This window comes from Yersinia ruckeri ATCC 29473 (assembly GCF_000754815.1).
GTDB classification, from domain to species: Bacteria; Pseudomonadota; Gammaproteobacteria; order Enterobacterales; family Enterobacteriaceae; genus Yersinia; species Yersinia ruckeri.
In genome coordinates, this window is the sequence record NZ_KN150747.1 from 535,202 (window position 1) to 552,711 (window position 17,510).

The following is a 17,510-nucleotide window of genomic DNA, read 5'->3' on the forward strand; positions in this document are numbered from 1 at the left end:
AAATAGTGTTGTAAAAACAATACGGACTGTCACCCTAATAGGAAATGACTGAAAGGTTGCGCTGCATTGTGGAGTAAATCTTGCCACATGCTAAGCTGCCCCATCTTTTGCAGAGAGCTGTTAAACGTGAAATTACTCACCATGAGTACAGAGATTCTAATCGTCCTCCTGTTTTCTTTGGCTTTTTTATTTATTGCTCGCAAAGTGGCAAAGAGAATTGGTCTTGTCGATAAGCCTAACTACCGTAAGCGTCATCAAGGGCTGATTCCTTTGGTCGGCGGCATTTCGGTTTATGCGGGTATCTGTTTTGCCTTCCTGATTACCAGCCAGCAAATTCCCTTTGGTTCACTGTATCTGGCCTGCGCCGGTTTATTGGTATTTATTGGTGCTCTGGATGATCGTTTCGATATCAGCGTAAAAATCCGCGCCTTTGTTCAGGCTTTGGTCGGTGTGGCGATGATGCTATTTGCTGGCCTTTATCTACGCAGCCTAGGACATGTTTTTGGCCCGTGGGAAATGGTGCTTGGCCCATTTGGTTACGTGGTGACGCTATTTGCTGTGTGGGCGGCTATCAATGCCTTCAATATGGTGGACGGTATTGATGGATTGCTTGGTGGATTATCCTGTGTGTCATTTGGCGCTATGGGTATTCTACTTTACCAATCTGGTCATATGGCATTGGCATTTTGGTGCTTTGCAATGATCGCAGCGATTACGCCCTATATCTTGCTTAACCTTGGCTTGCTGGGGCGTCGTTATAAAGTCTTTATGGGCGATGCCGGTAGCACACTGATTGGTTTCACCGCCATTTGGATATTGTTGCAGACCACTCAGGGTAAAACCCACCCAATCAATCCGGTTACCGCGCTGTGGATTATTGCGATTCCACTGATGGACATGATTGCCATTATGTATCGCCGTTTGCGTAAAGGTATGAGCCCGTTCTCGCCCGATCGCCAACATATCCACCACCTGATCATGCGCGCTGGCTTCACTTCCCGCCAGGCGTTCGTCTTAATTACTCTGGCAGCAATAATACTGGCTGCTATCGGCGTCATTGGCGAACGATTAGTCTTTATCCCCGAATGGGTAATGTTGGCACTATTCTTGCTTGCATTCTTCCTGTATGGCTACTGCATCAAACGAGCCTGGCGAGTGGCACGTTTCATCAAGCGTACGAAGCGCCGGATGCGGCGGGCTAATAATAAGCATGTATCTTAATCAGAGGCTTTTGGGCAGTGATGAAACCAGAAAAAACGTCTACCAACAATGAACTGGCTGTCGATAACGAGTTAGATATCCGTGGCCTTTGCTGCACGCTGTGGCGGGGTAAAGCTTGGATTATCAGTATGGCGGTTTTGTTTGCCGTTATTGCCCTAAGCGTTTCTTACCTCGTGAAGCAGCAGTGGAGTGCGACTGCGATTACTGATAAGCCAACGGTTAATAATTTAGGTGGATATTATTCACAACAGCAGTTTTTGCGTAACCTGGACTCTCGGTTAATGGCAGGAGCCGCGACTGAGCAACTCGGCATTTCTGATGAAGCTTATAACGAATTCATTATTCAATTAGCAGCTTATGACACTCGTCGTGACTTCTGGCTGAAGAGTGACTATTACAAGCAACGTCAGGAAGGGGATGCGAAGGCTGATGCAGCTTTGCTCGATGAGCTGGTCAACAATATTCAATTCACACTGCACGATGATAAAAAGGTGCTGAATGATAGTGTGAAGTTGACTGCAGAAACGGCTAGTGACGCCAATAAATTGTTGCGTGAATATGTTGATTTCGCCAGCCAACGTGCTGCCGATCATCTGAATGATGAAATCCAAGGTGCTTGGGCTGCACGGACACAATCCATGAAAGCACAGGTTAAGCGGCAAGAAGCCGTCGCGCAGGCGGTGTATAATCGTGAACTGAATGCCGTCAAACAAGCACTTAAGGTCGCAGAAAAACAGGGAATCAGCCGTAACCAAACCGATACGCCTGTAGAACAACTACCCGACTCTAAAATGTTTCTGCTCGGCAAACCTATGCTTCAGGCACGTTTAGAAACGCTGGAAGCATCAGGCCCGAGCTTTGACATCGATTACGATCAAAACCGCGCTATGCTGGCAACATTGAACGTAGGACCGACTTTGGAAGAAACGTTCCAGACTTACCGTTACCTGCGTACCCCGGAAGATCCGGTGACTCGCGATAGTCCACGTCGTGCTTTCCTGATGATTATGTGGGGAGCGATTGGTGCATTAGTTGGCGCTGGCGTGGCGTTAACCCGTCGTCCCAGTGTGAAGCACTAAATTGCTAATGGGCGCATAAGCGCCCAACTTGCAGGCTTTGTCTGCGGTTAACTGACCTAAAAGAGATTCACTGTGAAAGTGTTGACTGTTTTTGGCACCCGTCCTGAAGCCATTAAAATGGCTCCTCTGGTGCATGCCTTGGCTCAGGATGAAGCCTTTGAATCAAAAGTCTGTGTGACTGCTCAACACCGAGAGATGTTGGATCAGGTTCTAAGATTATTTGAAATCGAACCCGATTATGATTTGAACATCATGAAACCGGGACAGGGATTGACCGAGATAACCTGCCGTATTTTGGAAGGGTTAAAGCCTGTCCTTGCAGAGTTTAAACCCGATGTCGTTTTAGTCCACGGTGACACCACCACGACATTGGCTACCAGTTTGGCGGCGTTCTATCAACGGATTCCGGTTGGCCATGTTGAGGCCGGTCTACGCACCGGCGATCTTTATTCTCCGTGGCCGGAAGAAGCCAACCGCAAGATTACAGGCCATCTCGCGACCTATCATTTTGCACCGACGGAAAACTCGCGTCAGAATTTGTTGCGGGAATTATTACCCGACAATCGTATTTTTGTTACCGGTAATACGGTTATTGATGCGCTGTTCTGGGTCCGCGATCGGGTATTAAGCGATGAGAGACTGCGTAAGGATCTTGATGCCCGCTATCCTTTCCTCGATCCAAACAAGAAGATGATTTTGGTTACTGGTCATCGCCGTGAGAGTTTTGGTGGTGGATTTGAGCGTATCTGTAGTGCGCTGGCTGAAATCGCTCGTAATCACCCAGATGTACAGGTGGTTTATCCGGTACACCTCAACCCGAACGTCAGTGAACCCGTTAATCGTATTTTGCGCGGTGTAGATAATATCATCCTGATTGATCCGCAAGACTATCTGCCATTTGTCTACCTGATGAACCATGCTTATATGATTCTGACGGATTCCGGCGGTATTCAGGAAGAGGCACCATCACTGGGTAAACCGGTGCTGGTCATGCGCAATACCACCGAGCGTCCGGAGGCGGTAGATTCCGGTACCGTACTGCTGGTGGGCACTGATGTGGACAAAATTGTTGATGCTGTGACCCATTTGTTGGTAGATGAAAATGCCTATCACCAAATGAGCCGTGCACATAATCCCTACGGTGACGGGCATGCCTGTCAACGCATCCTAGAAGCTTTAAAGAATCATCAGGTGACGCTATGAGTTTTGAAACTATTTCTGTTATCGGTCTTGGATATATTGGCTTACCTACTGCAGCGGCTTTTGCTTCGCGTAAGAAAAAGGTTATCGGCGTGGATGTTAATGCCCACGCGGTTGAGACCATTAATCGCGGTGCGATTCATATCGTCGAGCCGGATTTGGATAAAGTTGTCAAAATCGCCGTCGAAGGTGGCTATTTGCAGGCAGTGACCAAACCTTTGGCTGCGGATGCTTTCCTGATTGCCGTGCCAACACCGTTTAAAGGCGATCACGAACCAGATATGGTTTTTGTCGAATCAGCCGCAAAATCTATTGCGCCAGTACTGAAAAAAGGCGATTTGGTGATTCTGGAGTCCACCTCTCCAGTTGGCGCTACCGAGCAGATGGCTGAGTGGCTGGCCGAGTTCCGCCCCGACCTGAGTTTCCCGCAGCAGGCGGGCGAAGAGGCTGATATCAATATCGCTTATTGCCCTGAGCGTGTATTGCCGGGTCAGGTGATGGTTGAGCTGATTCAAAATGACCGCGTTATTGGTGGCATGACGCCAAAATGTTCTGCGCGCGCTAGCGAGCTATATAAAATCTTCCTGGAAGGTGAGTGTGTCGTGACTAATGCACGCACTGCCGAAATGTGCAAATTGACAGAAAACAGTTTCCGCGATGTCAACATCGCTTTTGCTAATGAACTGTCACTGATTTGTGCTGATCAGGGTATTAATGTGTGGGAACTGATTCGCTTGGCCAATCGTCATCCGCGCGTCAACATTCTGCAACCAGGCCCTGGTGTTGGTGGCCACTGCATTGCTGTTGACCCGTGGTTTATTGTTTCGCAGAATCCACAGCAGGCTCGCCTTATTCATACCGCTCGTCTGGTCAATGACGGCAAACCGCTTTGGGTTGTCGATCGTGTGAAAGCCGCTGTAGCGGATTGCCTGGCCAGCAGCGATAAACGTGCTTCAGACGTAAAAATTGCCTGTTTTGGTCTGGCATTTAAACCTAACATTGACGATCTGCGTGAAAGCCCAGCGGTAGAAATTGCTCATCTGATTGCCGAATGGCATGCCGGTGAAACGCTGGTTGTTGAGCCAAATGTTGAGCACCTGCCAAAATCATTGGCAGGGCACGTCAGCTTGAAAGATACCGCTGAAGCCTTGCAACAGGCTGATGTCTTGGTGATGCTGGTGGATCACCGTCAGTTCAAAGCGATCAAGCCAGAAGATGTGAAGCAGAACTGGATTGTTGATACCAAAGGAGTATGGCGTTGAGACGTATTCTGGTCACAGGCGGTGCCGGTTTTATCGGCTCCGCAGTGGTGAGACATATTATCAATGCCACTGCCGATAGCGTTGTAGTGGTAGATAAGCTCACCTATGCTGGTAATCTGGAGTCTTTGGCCACAGTTGCCGATAATGAGCGCTATGACTTTGAGCAGGTCGATATCTGTGATCGTGCCGAACTGGACCGGGTATTTGCACATTACCAGCCGGATGCAGTGATGCATTTGGCTGCGGAAAGTCATGTGGATCGCTCTATTGATGGCCCCGCCGCTTTTATCGAAACCAACGTGGTCGGTACTTACACGTTGCTGGAAGCTGCCCGCCACTATTGGCAGGCCTTGGCCGCTGAGCAAAAACGGGCTTTCCGCTTTCACCATATCTCGACCGATGAGGTGTATGGTGATCTGCACGGTACTGATGATCTCTTTACCGAAACGACGCCGTATGCGCCAAGTAGCCCGTATTCGGCGTCCAAAGCGTCCAGCGATCATTTGGTCAGAGCCTGGCAGCGAACTTACGGTTTACCCACACTGATAACCAATTGTTCCAATAACTACGGCCCTTATCATTTTCCTGAAAAACTCATTCCGCTGGTGATTTTAAATGCGCTGGCCGGTAAACCTTTGCCAGTTTATGGCACTGGCGCGCAGGTACGCGACTGGTTGTATGTGGAAGACCACGCTCGTGCGCTGTATCAAGTCGTCACCGAAGGTGTGGTGGGCGAAACCTACAATATTGGCGGTCATAATGAGCGAAAAAATATTGAAGTTGTGGAAACCATTTGCACCTTATTGGATGAGTTAGTGCCTCAAAAGCCTGCTGGGCTGGCACACTACAGCGAACTGATCACTTATGTGAAGGATCGTCCGGGTCATGATATGCGTTATGCTATTGATGCTGGGAAAATTGAACGGGAGCTGGGCTGGCACCCACAGGAAACCTTTGAAAGCGGTATTCGTAAAACCGTTAACTGGTATCTGAGTCATACATCTTGGTGGCAGCGTGTTCAGAATGGTTCCTATGCTGGCGAGCGTTTGGGTCTGAGCGATTAATTTTCGCCAACACGTCTAAAAAATCACTGCAAGACCATCGAACGCGCTGCTTCAGTTTTGAACAGCGCGTTGTTGCAGGTCATATCAGGAGTTTCTATGAAAGGCATAGTTCTGGCGGGCGGTTCCGGTACCCGTTTACATCCCATCACTCGTGGCGTATCCAAACAACTGCTTCCCGTTTACGACAAACCGATGATTTATTATCCGCTGTCAGTGCTGATGCTGGCGGGAATTCGCGATATTTTGATTATCTCCACTCCAGAAGATTTGCCTTCTTTCCAGCGCCTGCTGGGCAACGGTAGCGAATTTGGCATCAATTTGAGTTACGCCGCACAGCCTAAACCAGAGGGTTTGGCGCAGGCATTTCTGATTGGTGAAGAGTTCATTAACGGTGAGCCATGCTGTCTGGTGCTGGGTGATAATATCTACTTTGGTCAAGGATTTAGCCCGAAACTGAAAACTGTGGTTGCCCGTCAACAAGGAGCAACGGTCTTTGGTTACCAGGTTATGGATCCAGAGCGTTTTGGCGTCGTGGAATTCGATGATAATTTCCGCGCGCTCTCCATCGAAGAAAAACCGGCTAAGCCTAAATCCAATTGGGCAGTGACTGGGCTGTATTTCTACGACAATCAAGTAGTTGATTTTGCCAAGCAAGTTAAACCTTCGTCCCGTGGCGAACTGGAAATTACGACCATTAATCAGATGTATCTGGAGCGTGGTGAATTAACGGTTGAGCTATTGGGACGCGGTTTTGCCTGGCTGGATACCGGCACTCATGACAGTCTGATTGAAGCCAGTACCTTTGTGCAGACCGTAGAAAAGCGTCAGGGCTTTAAGATTGCCTGTCTGGAAGAGATTTCCTGGCGTAATGGTTGGCTGGATGATGAGGGTGTAAAACGCGCGGCAACCGCGTTGGCCAAAACCGGCTATGGCAAGTATTTACTGGATTTATTGCATGCGCGTCCACGCCAGTATTGAGCCGCTGATCTGGGAGAGCGAGTTCTTCCAGAAACACAGCGCTAAACTGAATTTTTCTGATTCGGCTCCGTTGTTGCAGGTGGCTGAATTGGATACCTATGATCTGGTTCAGGCAAAAATTCCGGCACCGCGTCTGGACTGGGCTGATGCCCTAGCCCCTCTGGGGTTTCGTTTGGTTGAAAGTGAAGTTGACCTTTCCCTGCGTATTGGCACGGAAACTGCTTTAACCGAACGGCTGGACGAAAAAATGGCGTCCAGGGTACAAGTCGCCACCGAAGAGGCCATTCCGGCTTTACGTCGCGTAGCGGCCAGTGCTTTTGCTCTGAGTCGTTTTCGAGCGCCTTGGTACGCACCGCAGGACAGCGGGCGTTTCTACGCGCTGTGGGTTGAGAAAGCCGTGCTGGGGACTTTCGATCACCAATGTTTGTTGGTCACCGACAGTCACGGTCAGCCCAGCGGTTTTGTCACTCTGCGTGATTTGCAGGATGGCTCAGCGCGTATAGGTTTGCTGGCGGCGTATCCGGGGACGGCTGGGCAAGGTGTGGGTACAAAACTTATGTCGGCGGCAAAGCAGTGGTGTCAGCATCGAGGGTTACAGCGGCTCCATGTCGCGACTCAGATGAGTAATATTGCTGCTTTACGCCTCTATATTCGCAGTGGTGCCTCGGTTGAGAGCACCGCGTATTGGTTATGCAGGGGACGAAATGATTCCATTTAACGCACCACCGGTAGTTGGCACCGAATTGGGTTACATGCAGGATGCAATGAATAGCGGGAAATTATGTGGTGATGGTGGTTTTACTCATCGTTGCCAGCAGTGGATGGAGCAGCATTTTAACTGTCCTAAAGTACTGTTGACGCCTTCTTGTACTGCCTCGCTGGAAATGGCCGCTTTGCTGCTGAATATTAAACCTGGCGATGAAGTGATTATGCCAAGTTTTACGTTCGTCTCCACTGCTAACGCTTTTGTGCTACGTGGCGCAAAAATGGTGTTTGTCGATCTTCATCCAGAGACCATGAATATCGATGAAACCAAGATTGAAGCGGCGATCACCGATAAAACCAAAGTGATTGTACCGGTTCACTATGCTGGCGTAGCCTGCGAAATGGACACCATCATGGCGTTGGCTAAAAAATATAACCTGTTTGTGGTGGAAGATGCCGCTCAGGGTGTGATGTCGACTTACAAAGGCAAAGCCTTGGGCACTATTGGTCATATCGGCTGCTTTAGCTTCCATGAAACCAAAAACTACACGGCGGGTGGTGAAGGTGGCGCAACGCTGATTAACGATCCCTCGTTGATTGATCGTGCGGAAATCATCCGTGAAAAAGGCACCAACCGCAGCCAGTTCTTCCGAGGACAGGTGGATAAATATACCTGGCGTGATATTGGCTCCAGCTATCTGATGGCCGATTTGCAGGCTGCCTATCTTTGGGGGCAGTTAGAAGCGGCAGAGCAGATTAATCAACGTCGTTTGGCATTATGGCAAAATTACTATCAGGCATTGAAACCGCTCGCCGATGCTGGGCGTATCGATCTGCCGGTGATCACCGCCGACGTTAAACAGAACGCACATATGTTTTATATCAAACTGCGTGATATTGAAGAGCGCTCCGCTTTTATCAGTTATATGAAAGACGCTGAAATCATGACGGTGTTCCATTATATCCCTCTGCACACCTGCCCTGCAGGTGAAGAGTTTGGTCGTTTTAACGGTGAAGATTGCTTTACGACCAAGGAGAGTGAGCGCTTGGTTCGTTTGCCAATTTTCTACAATTTAACCGATGTTAATCAGCGTACTGTCATTAATACCATTCTGAGTTTCTTTGCCTGATATGTCACTGGCAAAAGCATCCATTTGGACCGCAGGCTCTACGCTGATTAAAATCGGCGTAGGGCTGTTGGTGGTTAAACTGTTGGCGGTCACTTTTGGCCCTAGCGGCGTTGGGCAGGCCGGAAACTTCCGCCAGTTAATTACGGTGTTAGGTGTTCTTTCTGGTGCTGGAATTTTTAACGGTGTGACCAAGTATGTCGCGGAGTACCATCAGCAACCGGAGCGGTTACGTGCGATTTTGGGGACTTCATCCACAATCGTGCTGGGTTTCTCAACCCTATTGGCATTACTGTTTTTATTTGCCGCCAAGCCGGTTAGCGTGGCATTGTTTGGTCGTACTGACTATGACAATGTGGTGCGTGCGGTTGCCTTTATTCAAATGGGCATCGCCTACGCCAACCTGTTTTTAGCTATTTTGAAAGGCTATCGCGATGCTATGGGTAACGCGCTGGCAATCATCGGTGGCAGCCTGATTGGTGTCGTGGCTTATTACATTTGTTTCCGCTTGGGCGGTTATGCTGGAGCCTTGACAGGGCTGGCCTTGGTGCCCGCGTTGGTTGTCGTGCCGGCCGTTGTTATACTGGTCAGGCGCAAGACAATCCCTCTCACCTATCTTAAACTGAGTTGGGATAAAGCATTAGCCAGTCATCTGGGTAAATTTACCATCATGGCGCTGATTACTTCGGTAACGCTGCCGGTCGCCTATGTGATGATGCGTAATTTACTGGCTAAACAGTATGGTTGGGATGCGGTAGGTATTTGGCAAGGTGTCAGCAGTATTTCGGATGCCTATCTACAATTTATTACGGCATCATTTACCGTTTATTTACTGCCGACCTTATCGCGCTTGAAGGACAAAGGGGATATCTCTCGCGAGATTGTGCGTTCGCTAAAATTTGTGCTTCCGGCCGTTGCCGTAGCCAGCATGATGGTTTGGTTACTACGTGATTTTGCGATTTGGTTATTATTTTCCCAACAGTTTATCGCGATGCGTGATCTGTTTGCTTGGCAGTTGGTGGGTGATGTTCTCAAAGTGGGTGCTTACGTCTTCGGTTATTTAATTATCGCCAAAGCCTCATTGCGTTTCTATATTCTGGCGGAAGTCAGTCAGTTTTTGTTATTAACCGGTTTTGCACACTGGCTGATACCGCTGCATGGTTCTCTTGGCGCAGCACAAGCATATATGGCGACTTACATCGTTTATTTCACTCTGTGTAGCTGCGTATTTATCCTTTATCGTAGATCTTCGTTACCTAAGAAAACATGAAAACCCTGATTCACGTATTGGGATCTGATATCCCGCATCATAATCAAACGGTACTGCGCTTCTTCAATGATGTGCTGGCTCCACGTTTGCCGGCAGAGCAAGCCCGACATTTTATGGTCGCGGCGAAAGACAGTGCGCCATTTACTGCATTTGATGCCTTATCGATTGAAACGTTAGCGAATAAAAAAACGCTGGCCGAGGCTGTTATTGCTCGCGCACAGGCTGACCGCAATACTCGATTTTTCTGGCATGGGCAATTCAACGCTACATTATGGTTGGCACTGCTGAGCGGAAAAATCAAACCGTATCAGGTTTTCTGGCATGTATGGGGCGCGGATTTGTATGAAGATGCCAAAAGCTGGAAGTTTCGTCTGTTCTACGTATTGCGCCGTTTGGCACAAGGCCGGGTTGGGCATGTGTTCGCCACCCGTGGTGATTTGATTCACTACCAACATCGCCATCCGCGGGTTCCCGCATCGTTACTCTACTTTCCGACACGGATGGATCCTTCGTTAACCGATATGCAGGTTGAAAAAACATTGGCTGGACCGATGACGATTTTAGTGGGTAACTCCGGCGATACCACCAATCGGCATATTGAGGCGCTGAAATCCATTCATCAGCAGTTTGGTTCTGATGTTCGGGTCATACTGCCAATGGGATATCCAGCCAATAACCATGTCTATATTGAACAAGTTCGCCGCGCTGGACTGGCATTATTCACGCAAGAAAATCTGCGCATTCTTACCGAACAGATCGCGTTTGACGATTATCTGAATATTTTGCGCGAATGCGATCTGGGCTATTTTATATTTAATCGCCAGCAAGGTATCGGCACCTTATGTTTGTTAACTCAGTTTGGCGTGCCTTTCGTACTCAGCCGACAGAATCCATTCTGGCAGGATTTGGCTGAACAGCATATTCCCGTGCTGTTTTATGGCGACACACTGGATGAGGCACTGATTCGTGAGGCGCAGCGGCAACTGGCCGGTCTGGACAAACAATCCATCGCGTTCTTTAATCCAAATTATATCGATGGTTGGCAACAGGCATTAACGCTGGCGGTGGGAGAACAGTTATGACGTTGGGACAATTTGGTGGCTTGTTGAGCGTCTATTTGATAGCGGTAATTTTTATCCTAACGCTGACTTATCAGGAGTTCAGGCGGGTTCGCTTCAACTTCAATGTGTTGTTTTCCATGCTCTATCTGCTGACATTTTATTTTGGTTTCCCACTGACCTGTATATTGGTGTTCCAATTTGATGTGGCGGTGGTATCGACGGATTATCTGTTGTACGCCATGCTATCGGCGACGGCGTTTTATGCTATTTACTATGTCAGCTATAAAACCCGCTTACGCAAGCCTAGAACTCAACCTAGACCGCCGATCTTTACCATGAACCGGGTTGAAACCAATCTAACCTGGATATTACTGGCGTTGGTGGCTATTGGCACGGTGGGCATTTTCTTCCTGCAAAACGGTTTCCTGCTATTTAAATTAAATTCTTACAGCCAGATATTTTCCAGCGATGTCTCCGGCGTGGCCTTGAAGCGTTTCTTCTATTTCTTTATTCCGGCGATGCTGGTGGTGTATTTCCTGAAACAAGATATGCGTGCGTGGCTGTTTTTTCTTGCCAGCACAGTGGCCTTTGGCATTCTGACCTATGTGATTGTCGGCGGTACGCGAGCCAACATTATTATCGCTTTTTCCCTGTTTCTGTTTATCGGCATCGTTCGTGGCTGGATTACGTTATGGATGTTGGTTGCCGCCGGGGTCTTCGGTATTGTCGGTATGTTCTGGCTGGCATTGAAACGTTATAGCCTGGATGTGAGTGGTGCCGAAGCATTTTATACCTTCCTCTATCTGACGCGTGACACCTTCTCGCCGTGGGAAAATCTGGGGCTGCTACTGCAAAATTACGACAAAATCGATTTCCAGGGGCTGGCACCGATTATTCGCGATTTCTATGTATTTATCCCAAGCTGGCTGTGGCCGGGACGACCGGATCTGGTGCTGAATACAGCGAACTACTTCACATGGGATGTGCTGGATAACCACTCTGGTCTGGCAATCTCCCCGACGTTGATCGGTTCTCTGGTGGTGATGGGTGGGGTGTTATTTATCCCGATCGGAGCCATTATCGTTGGGTTAATCATCAAGTGGTTTGATTGGTTGTATGAACAGGGTAAAGCGGAAACTAACCGTTATAAGGCTGCGATCCTGCAAAGTTTTTGCTTCGGTGCAATATTCAATATCATCGTATTGGCACGAGAAGGACTCGATTCCTTTGTTTCGCGGGTCGTCTTCTTCTGTATCATCTTTGGTGCTTGTTTGGTTGTCGCAAAATTGCTGTATTGGTTATTTGACGTCAGCGGTTTGATCAGACAACGTCTTAGGCGCAGCTATGCTGGATCTCGTCACCTGGCTCCAGACTCGGCGAGTCAACTCTAAGGTTTAAGTGTAGAAATGGAACAGAAAACAGAAATTCCTAAATATAACCTGCGCGGCTTCGATCTCTGGGGATTCCGCGATATGGCTCAGGTGCTTGATTATCTTCTGGGGAACGGGCAGGTCAAAACTGGCACCTTGGTCGCGATGAACGCAGAGAAGTTGCTCAAGGCTGAAGATGATGCCGCTTTTCGTGACCAACTGAACCATGCTGAATACCTTTACGCCGATGGTATTAGTATGGTTCGGGCGATTCGCCGTAAATATGCTGGGGCTGAAGTCTCACGGGTCGCCGGAGCCGATTTGTGGGAAGCGCTGATGCAGCGCGCCGGTCAATTGGGCACGCCAGTCTTTTTGGTCGGCGGTAAAACGGAGATTCTGAGCGAAACTGAAGAGAAATTACGCGCACAGTGGAATGTGAATATCGTCGGTTCTCAGGATGGTTATTTCACGCCTGAGCAACGGGAAGCGCTGTTTGCACGCATCGCGGCCAGTGGCGCGGCTATTGTGACCGTAGCCATGGGGTCGCCACGGCAGGAAATCTTTATGCGCGATTGTCGCCAGTTGCATCCTGATGCTCTTTATATGGGCGTAGGGGGTACCTATGACGTCTTTACCGGCCATGTGAAACGTGCGCCAAAGGTATGGCAGAATTTGGGACTGGAGTGGTTATACCGCCTGCTGTCGCAGCCTAGCCGTATTCGTCGGCAGTTAAAATTACTCAAGTTTGTTGGCTATTACTACAGCGGTCGCCTGTAGTTTGCCAGATTTGCAGGGTTGAATGACTCGGCCCTGCAAATATCCCGCCCACAGCCATTTCCCCGTAACAACCCATCGTTTCTTATTTCTTTTTGGAATATCAATTTATTTTTATATTCCATAAGGTTTTAATTTGCAGTTTGCTTATCTGATTCAGATACGAAAGGATACTGGCCGGTTATTATTCGTGGCGATTGCGACTCATTTTGTCGCAAATTTCGAGGCCATATTTTTAACCCGATAAAGGCAGATATGCAGTTTCTAAGCTTTTCAGTTTGAGCTCAGTCGCTTTTTTCTTTTCCTGACAATTATAACAACCGGGTTATCCGGTGGATTGAACACAACACAATACAACCCAGTCTACAGAGGATTTATGGCAGACAACGAAGTAAAAAAAAGGATTACACCGTGGGCTGGAAGCCCGGCATATCGAACTGATAGCGCTAGGTGGCACCATTGGCGTCGGGTTGTTTATGGGCGCTGCCAGCACACTGAAATGGGCAGGGCCATCAGTGTTACTGGCATACATTATCGCTGGGTTATTTGTCTTTTTCATTATGCGCGCTATGGGTGAAATGCTCTATCTGGAACCGGTAGCCGGCTCTTTTGCCGTTTATGCCCACAAGTACCTCAGCCCTTACTTTGGCTATCTGACGGCCTGGGGCTATTGGTTTATGTGGATAGCGGTTGGTATCTCGGAAATCACCGCGATTGGTCTTTACGTCAGTTTCTGGTTTCCAGATTTACCTCAATGGATACCTGCTATCGCGGGAGTTCTGATCGTGGCGTTGGCGAATCTGGCGGCGGTACGATTATATGGTGAGATGGAGTTCTGGTTTGCGATGATCAAAGTTACCACCATCATAGTAATGATCGTGGTAGGGATTGGCGTAATTTTCTTTGGTTTCGGCAACCAAGGGCAGGCGATTGGTTTTGATAACCTGACGCAACATGGCGGCTTCTTTGCTGGCGGCTGGAAAGGGTTCCTGTTTGCGCTGTGTATCGTCGTCGCGTCCTATCAGGGCGTAGAGCTGGTGGGGATTACCGCAGGTGAAGCCAAGAACCCGCAGGTCACCCTGAAACGCGCGATTAATAATATTCTTTGGCGGATTCTGATTTTCTACGTGGGTGCTATTTTTGTCATTGTGACTATTTTCCCATGGAATGAAATTGGTTCTACTGGCAGCCCCTTTGTTTTGACTTTCGCCAAGATAGGGATTACAGCGGCTGCGGGGATTATCAACTTTGTGGTACTGACCGCCGCCTTGTCCGGTTGTAACAGCGGCATGTATAGCGGTGGGCGCATGCTGTATGCCTTGGCACAGAATCGTCAGTTACCCGCGATTCTGACTAAAGTCTCAGCTAGCGGCGTACCGGTGTACTGTATTGCGGTTACCATTTTGTGTCTGTTGGTTGGTTCAAGCCTGAATTATATTATTCCTAACCCGCAGCAGGTGTTTGTGTATGTCTACAGCGCCAGCGTATTACCGGGGATGGTGCCGTGGTTTGTGGTATTGGTTAGCCAGTTGCGTTTTCGGCAGGTACATAAAGAAGCGATAAAACAGCACCCGTTTAAGTCGATTATGTTCCCCTATGTGAATTACCTGACTATCGCTTTCTTGATTTGTGTCTTGGTTGGCATGGGAATTAACCCAGATACGCGTCTCTCTCTGCTTGTGGGGGTGATTTTTTTGGCATTAGTCTCACTGTGTTATTTTGTGTTGGGAATGCATAAAAGACACTAGATAATAGAAAACGACGATAAAACCAGCAATGAAGAGCGGGTGAGGTGACTAAATCGCTGACTTTTGCGGCAGAGAGAGCAAAGTGTAATCAAACGCACTATTTCTTCTAAAAAAGCACTAGACAGTGAGGCTGTAAAACCGTAGTATCCTCACCCGCAACGGCGCTAAGCGCCCGTAGCTCAGCTGGATAGAGCGCTGCCCTCCGGAGGCAGAGGTCTCAGGTTCGAATCCTGTCGGGCGCACCATTAATTTTGTGTGCAAGAGCTGCGGTAGTAAGATTGCCGCGTACGACGTTTGTAAAGTAGTAAGAAGTTATGGTGGCTATAGCTCAGTTGGTAGAGCCCTGGATTGTGATTCCAGTTGTCGTGGGTTCGAGCCCCATTAGCCACCCCAAATTTTGTGGAACATGCGATGGTGGCGGAATTGGTAGACGCGCTAGCTTCAGGTGTTAGTGTCCTTACGGACGTGAGGGTTCAAGTCCCTCCCTTCGCACCACACAAACTATGTAGATTTTATTAATATTTACATAGACATAAGTCGAAAGACTATGTAGAGTAAGCAGCAAGAAATCGGCGAGTAGCGCAGCTTGGTAGCGCAACTGGTTTGGGACCAGTGGGTCGGAGGTTCGAATCCTCTCTCGCCGACCACATTTCGAAGAAAACCTCGCATTGCGGGGTTTTTTTTCGTCTTTAATTTGCCATCCTATCATTTTCTCTCTCAATATCTGTGCCAAAGCCAAAGCCAAAGCCAAAGCCAAAGCCAAAGCCAAAGCCAAAGCCAAAGCCAAAGCCAAAGCCAAAGCCAAAGCTAAAGCCAGTCGAAATAGCATTCTATAATTCAATGAATTCAAGCTGGCAGCCAGCAGTGACTTATCGGTGTTGGGTTTTCGCGACAACATCTATCGGCAATGTCTCATATTGGAGACATATAATATTATGATAAATAAGAACAAAAAATAGAATTGGTTTTTCCGTCGTTTTGTAGCGACAGATCAAATCCCAATAGGCTGTAATCCAGAGCCTGATGGCGAGAAAATGGGGTTGGATATGTTAAAAAATAAAAAAGTTAAAATACAAATAGTTAAGCGAATCTATTGTGGTTTTTTATCTCTTGATTGAGGTGAGGATAAAAGTTGGCACGAGAAGTGCAATATCTATCTTGTAGATGCTCATCCCACTTCTTATGACAGCTTAGTCTTCATAAACCCAGGGATGATGCAGAGCCAATTTTAGGGTGCCTATTGTCCATGTAAACGATGTTGAGCGGTAACCAATCCTCCTTTCATCACATACCGGGCGTAACGTTGAGTGAGGCACCAATCTGCTGACTGTAGACCTGATATTTTATGACACTTGCTTAATCGGCAAGTGTTTTTTTTTGCCATTAGGAAAGTTTGTCGATGGGCAGAAAAAAGAAAAGCTCCCGCAGGAGCCTATCTCAAGCATAGAAAGTGACTTACTCGCCGTTTTGTTTCAGGGTCAGCATTAGCCCTTCGCGGCGTACTTGGGCTGCATCTTCCGGGCGATGTAGCTTGTCATAAGCATCGGCCAGCCAGGCGTAATCGTATCCATCTGGTCGCTGTTGCAGCGCGGCACGGAAGGCTTCGCTGGCTTGCTCCCACTCGCCGTGCTTCAGCATCAGTTGCCCCAGCGTGCTGTTGAGCAAAGGCGTAGCGCCATGTTGCTTGATTTGCTGACGCAGCGCTTTTTCCAATGGTTCGGGATTGCCGGATTTAAGACGCGGGATCAACAAGATCAGTCTTTCATCGTATTGACGCTTCAATCCATCCAGAATCACTTGTTGTGCCACTTGGTGATCGTCACATTCAATCAGATGATCCGCCAGAGCCACTTGTAGCGCCACATTATGGCGGACTTTGCGGTTCTGATCGTGCCACCAGCGTTTCAATCCATCGCTGCCTTCTTCAGCCATGCATTGATTCATAATGCCAATATAAGCCCGCTGCTGTAGCGCGCTGATTTCGCTTTCAGTGTGCAACTGTACTTTTTGCATGGCGGGGAGAATGTCCAGCAAGGAGCTGAAAGCGCCAGTACCTAGATAAGCCTGCTCGGCCAGACGCAACACTTCCGGATGACGCGGTGCTTGTTCCAGCAACCGATCAACACCGTGGCGGGCGGCATGAATCTGCCCCTGTGCCAGTTGGATACGTACCCGAGTGATATCTACCGGTAACTGGTCGGTATCAGCGACTTCAGCTGCTCGCTCCAGATATTGATTCGTCCGGAACTCATCGCCACGTTGCTGTGCCGCTTCGGCTGCCAATAGGTAGTTAACCATTGGCTGTTCCGCGTGATCGGCATTGCGGGTCAGTAATTGTTCAACCTGCTTGAAATCCCCTTCCGCCAGTTTGATCAGAGCCGCTTTGGTCTGCTTACGGGCGCGGCTACGTTTGCGACCAATAAACCAACCACGGGTACGAGCCCCAGTGCGGAACATCCGACGTAGCACGGATTCGATGGCAAACAGTACGAAGAGCAACGCGATCAACATGATGCTCAGTTTGGTGATGCTGGTTTCGATATTGTAGTCATCGGTCTGTATCAGTACATAACCTTGATGACCCGCCAGCATCGGGCCGAGAATAATCCCGGCGATCAACAACAGGAAGAGCAGTAAGACTCGAATCATAC

The 17,510-nt window shown here is 48.6% G+C and carries 14 protein-coding genes, 4 tRNA genes and 1 pseudogene; 18 read left to right on the plus strand and 1 reads right to left on the minus strand.

Going from position 1 to position 17,510, the window contains the following annotated elements:
• Positions 1-126 precede the first annotated feature (126 nt).
• From wecA to DJ39_RS17825, 18 genes and pseudogenes are all read left to right on the plus strand, one after another.
• On the plus strand, positions 127-1,221 hold the full coding sequence (wecA, locus tag DJ39_RS02400) for a UDP-N-acetylglucosamine--undecaprenyl-phosphate N-acetylglucosaminephosphotransferase (RefSeq protein WP_004721643.1): 1,095 nt from the start codon (positions 127-129) through the stop codon (positions 1,219-1,221).
• A 20-nt stretch (positions 1,222-1,241) separates the two neighbouring features.
• Positions 1,242-2,300 carry an ECA polysaccharide chain length modulation protein gene (wzzE, locus tag DJ39_RS02405; RefSeq protein ID WP_004721641.1) on the plus strand — a complete coding sequence of 353 codons (1,059 nt, stop codon included), beginning with the start codon at positions 1,242-1,244 and terminating at the stop codon, positions 2,298-2,300.
• A gap of 72 nt (positions 2,301-2,372) precedes the next feature.
• The gene (wecB, locus tag DJ39_RS02410) at positions 2,373-3,503 is read left to right on the plus strand and encodes a non-hydrolyzing UDP-N-acetylglucosamine 2-epimerase (RefSeq protein ID WP_004721638.1); all 1,131 of its coding nucleotides are present in this window, start codon (positions 2,373-2,375) and stop codon (positions 3,501-3,503) included.
• Positions 3,500-4,762 carry a UDP-N-acetyl-D-mannosamine dehydrogenase gene (gene wecC, locus DJ39_RS02415; protein ID WP_038251127.1) on the plus strand — a complete coding sequence of 421 codons (1,263 nt, stop codon included), beginning with the start codon at positions 3,500-3,502 and terminating at the stop codon, positions 4,760-4,762. The genes wecB and wecC overlap by 4 nt, the downstream gene beginning before the upstream one ends.
• On the plus strand, positions 4,753-5,826 hold the full coding sequence (rffG, locus tag DJ39_RS02420; protein WP_170854653.1) for a dTDP-glucose 4,6-dehydratase: 1,074 nt from the start codon (positions 4,753-4,755) through the stop codon (positions 5,824-5,826). The genes wecC and rffG overlap by 10 nt, the downstream gene beginning before the upstream one ends.
• 96 nt (positions 5,827-5,922) lie before the next feature.
• Positions 5,923-6,804 carry a glucose-1-phosphate thymidylyltransferase RfbA gene (rfbA, locus tag DJ39_RS02425; protein ID WP_004721634.1) on the plus strand — a complete coding sequence of 294 codons (882 nt, stop codon included), beginning with the start codon at positions 5,923-5,925 and terminating at the stop codon, positions 6,802-6,804.
• Positions 6,782-7,522 (plus strand): dTDP-4-amino-4,6-dideoxy-D-galactose acyltransferase, encoded by a 741-nt coding sequence (rffC, locus tag DJ39_RS02430; protein WP_038243116.1) that lies wholly within the window; start codon positions 6,782-6,784, stop codon positions 7,520-7,522. The genes rfbA and rffC overlap by 23 nt, the downstream gene beginning before the upstream one ends.
• Complete coding sequence (rffA, locus tag DJ39_RS02435; RefSeq protein ID WP_038243119.1) at positions 7,509-8,639, plus strand: dTDP-4-amino-4,6-dideoxygalactose transaminase; 1,131 nt, start codon at positions 7,509-7,511, stop codon at positions 8,637-8,639. The genes rffC and rffA overlap by 14 nt, the downstream gene beginning before the upstream one ends.
• A gap of 1 nt (position 8,640) precedes the next feature.
• Positions 8,641-9,906 (plus strand): lipid III flippase WzxE, encoded by a 1,266-nt coding sequence (gene wzxE / locus DJ39_RS02440; RefSeq protein ID WP_004721629.1) that lies wholly within the window; start codon positions 8,641-8,643, stop codon positions 9,904-9,906.
• A complete protein-coding gene (locus DJ39_RS02445) occupies positions 9,903-10,988 on the plus strand; it encodes a TDP-N-acetylfucosamine:lipid II N-acetylfucosaminyltransferase (protein ID WP_038251128.1) in 1,086 nt (361 codons plus the stop codon). The genes wzxE and DJ39_RS02445 overlap by 4 nt, the downstream gene beginning before the upstream one ends.
• A complete protein-coding gene (gene wzyE / locus DJ39_RS02450) occupies positions 10,985-12,358 on the plus strand; it encodes an ECA oligosaccharide polymerase (RefSeq protein WP_038243124.1) in 1,374 nt (457 codons plus the stop codon). The genes DJ39_RS02445 and wzyE overlap by 4 nt, the downstream gene beginning before the upstream one ends.
• Positions 12,359-12,373: 15 nt before the next feature.
• Entirely contained in the window at positions 12,374-13,114 is a 741-nt protein-coding gene (gene wecG, locus DJ39_RS02455; protein WP_004721624.1) for a lipopolysaccharide N-acetylmannosaminouronosyltransferase, read from the plus strand.
• A 373-nt stretch (positions 13,115-13,487) separates the two neighbouring features.
• Positions 13,488-14,859 (plus strand): annotated as a pseudogene (thrP, locus tag DJ39_RS02460) (bifunctional threonine/serine APC transporter ThrP).
• Between the two features lie 168 nt (positions 14,860-15,027).
• A tRNA-Arg gene (locus tag DJ39_RS02465) sits at positions 15,028-15,104 on the plus strand.
• Positions 15,105-15,176: 72 nt separating this feature from the next.
• Positions 15,177-15,252: transfer RNA gene (locus tag DJ39_RS02470), tRNA-His, on the plus strand.
• Between the two features lie 15 nt (positions 15,253-15,267).
• Positions 15,268-15,354, plus strand: a tRNA-Leu gene (locus DJ39_RS02475).
• A gap of 75 nt (positions 15,355-15,429) precedes the next feature.
• Positions 15,430-15,506 (plus strand) — tRNA-Pro (locus DJ39_RS02480).
• Positions 15,507-15,527: 21 nt separating this feature from the next.
• Positions 15,528-15,695, plus strand: a complete 168-nt coding sequence (locus DJ39_RS17825) for a hypothetical protein (RefSeq protein ID WP_155274689.1) — start codon at positions 15,528-15,530, stop codon at positions 15,693-15,695.
• 619 nt (positions 15,696-16,314) lie between these two features.
• On the opposite strand, the gene hemY is transcribed toward DJ39_RS17825, so the two are convergent.
• On the minus strand, positions 16,315-17,508 hold the full coding sequence (gene hemY / locus DJ39_RS02490) for a protoheme IX biogenesis protein HemY (protein ID WP_004722740.1): 1,194 nt from the start codon (positions 17,506-17,508) through the stop codon (positions 16,315-16,317).
• Positions 17,509-17,510 lie beyond the last annotated feature (2 nt).